1 protein-coding gene and 1 pseudogene are annotated in these 918 nt (G+C 47.6%); both read left to right on the top strand.

The window, feature by feature from the left end; all coding sequences use genetic code 11:
- Positions 1-306, top strand: a pseudogene (locus A3757_RS26005) (hypothetical protein); the annotation flags it as partial.
- A gap of 351 nt (positions 307-657) precedes the next feature.
- Positions 658-894, top strand: coding sequence for a hypothetical protein (locus tag A3757_RS00685; protein WP_068506734.1), 237 nt, complete (start codon positions 658-660; stop codon positions 892-894).
- Positions 895-918: the final 24 nt, after the last annotated feature.

Genomic DNA, 918 nt, shown 5'->3' with positions numbered 1-918 from the left:
GATATGACCCAGCAAAACGCAGCCTTGGTTGAAGAGGCAAGTGCCTCTAGTGAGGCTTTGAGTGAGCAAGCATCAGCCTTGAATCAGATGGTTAGCTTCTTCAGAGTGGGGAATCACCAGGCCGCAATATTTAGCGCGCCTGCTTCAGCACCTACATCAGCGCCTGCACCGACTCCTTCTGTCAGCCAAGCTCCACAGCAAACGACTTCGGTGCCGATGGATACCGGTATTGCTCCGACAGAAGATCAGGTGATCAAATACAGTGGTGATAACTCAAACGATGATGATGACTGGGAAGACTTCTAGCGCATAGTCTAAAGGGAATGCAAAGGCCGATCAGTGATCCACTGCTCGGCCTTTTTTTTAGCGGGGGAGTACTTGATTCAAGCAGTACATTACTCATTTAGGCAGATCCTTCTACGGCTTGCACGAGGGCTAGCACGGGGTTGATCAGCGAGGGGTGGAACCCTCTGCCTACGGGCACGAGGTAAGTCGACTTCTGTAGGCAGATCCTTCGGCCGCGCTGGCTTCACTAATAACTCAAAACTATGAACACAGAATTACTATGACAAAACAATTTAATGGGGTGTCGAATTTAGGCGTAGACTAATAGGTGAATAGCTTAGCGCTTCTCACCCGGAAGCGAGGAGGTGGTAAATGTACACTTCAAGCAGAAAGAGAACTGTAAGTAAAAATATTGGCAAAAAACGAAAAGTCATGGCGGGCAAAGTAGGGTATGACCTTAGCTTGGATCGTCGGGTCAGTAGTCGAAGAGACAGCTTGATGCCCAGTCTAGAAAGTCTAGGACCTTTTGATAGGCGTCATACCGATGACAGAAGAATGGATAAGCGCCCCTTGAGTGATTTTCCTTACTTGCCAGAAGTGATAATTTAGTAAAATAAAGTATTGGTACAATGG

The organism is Oleiphilus sp. HI0117 (assembly GCF_001635235.1).
Note: the sequence above shows the minus strand (reverse complement) of the source record. Positions and strands in the feature narration are given on the sequence as shown.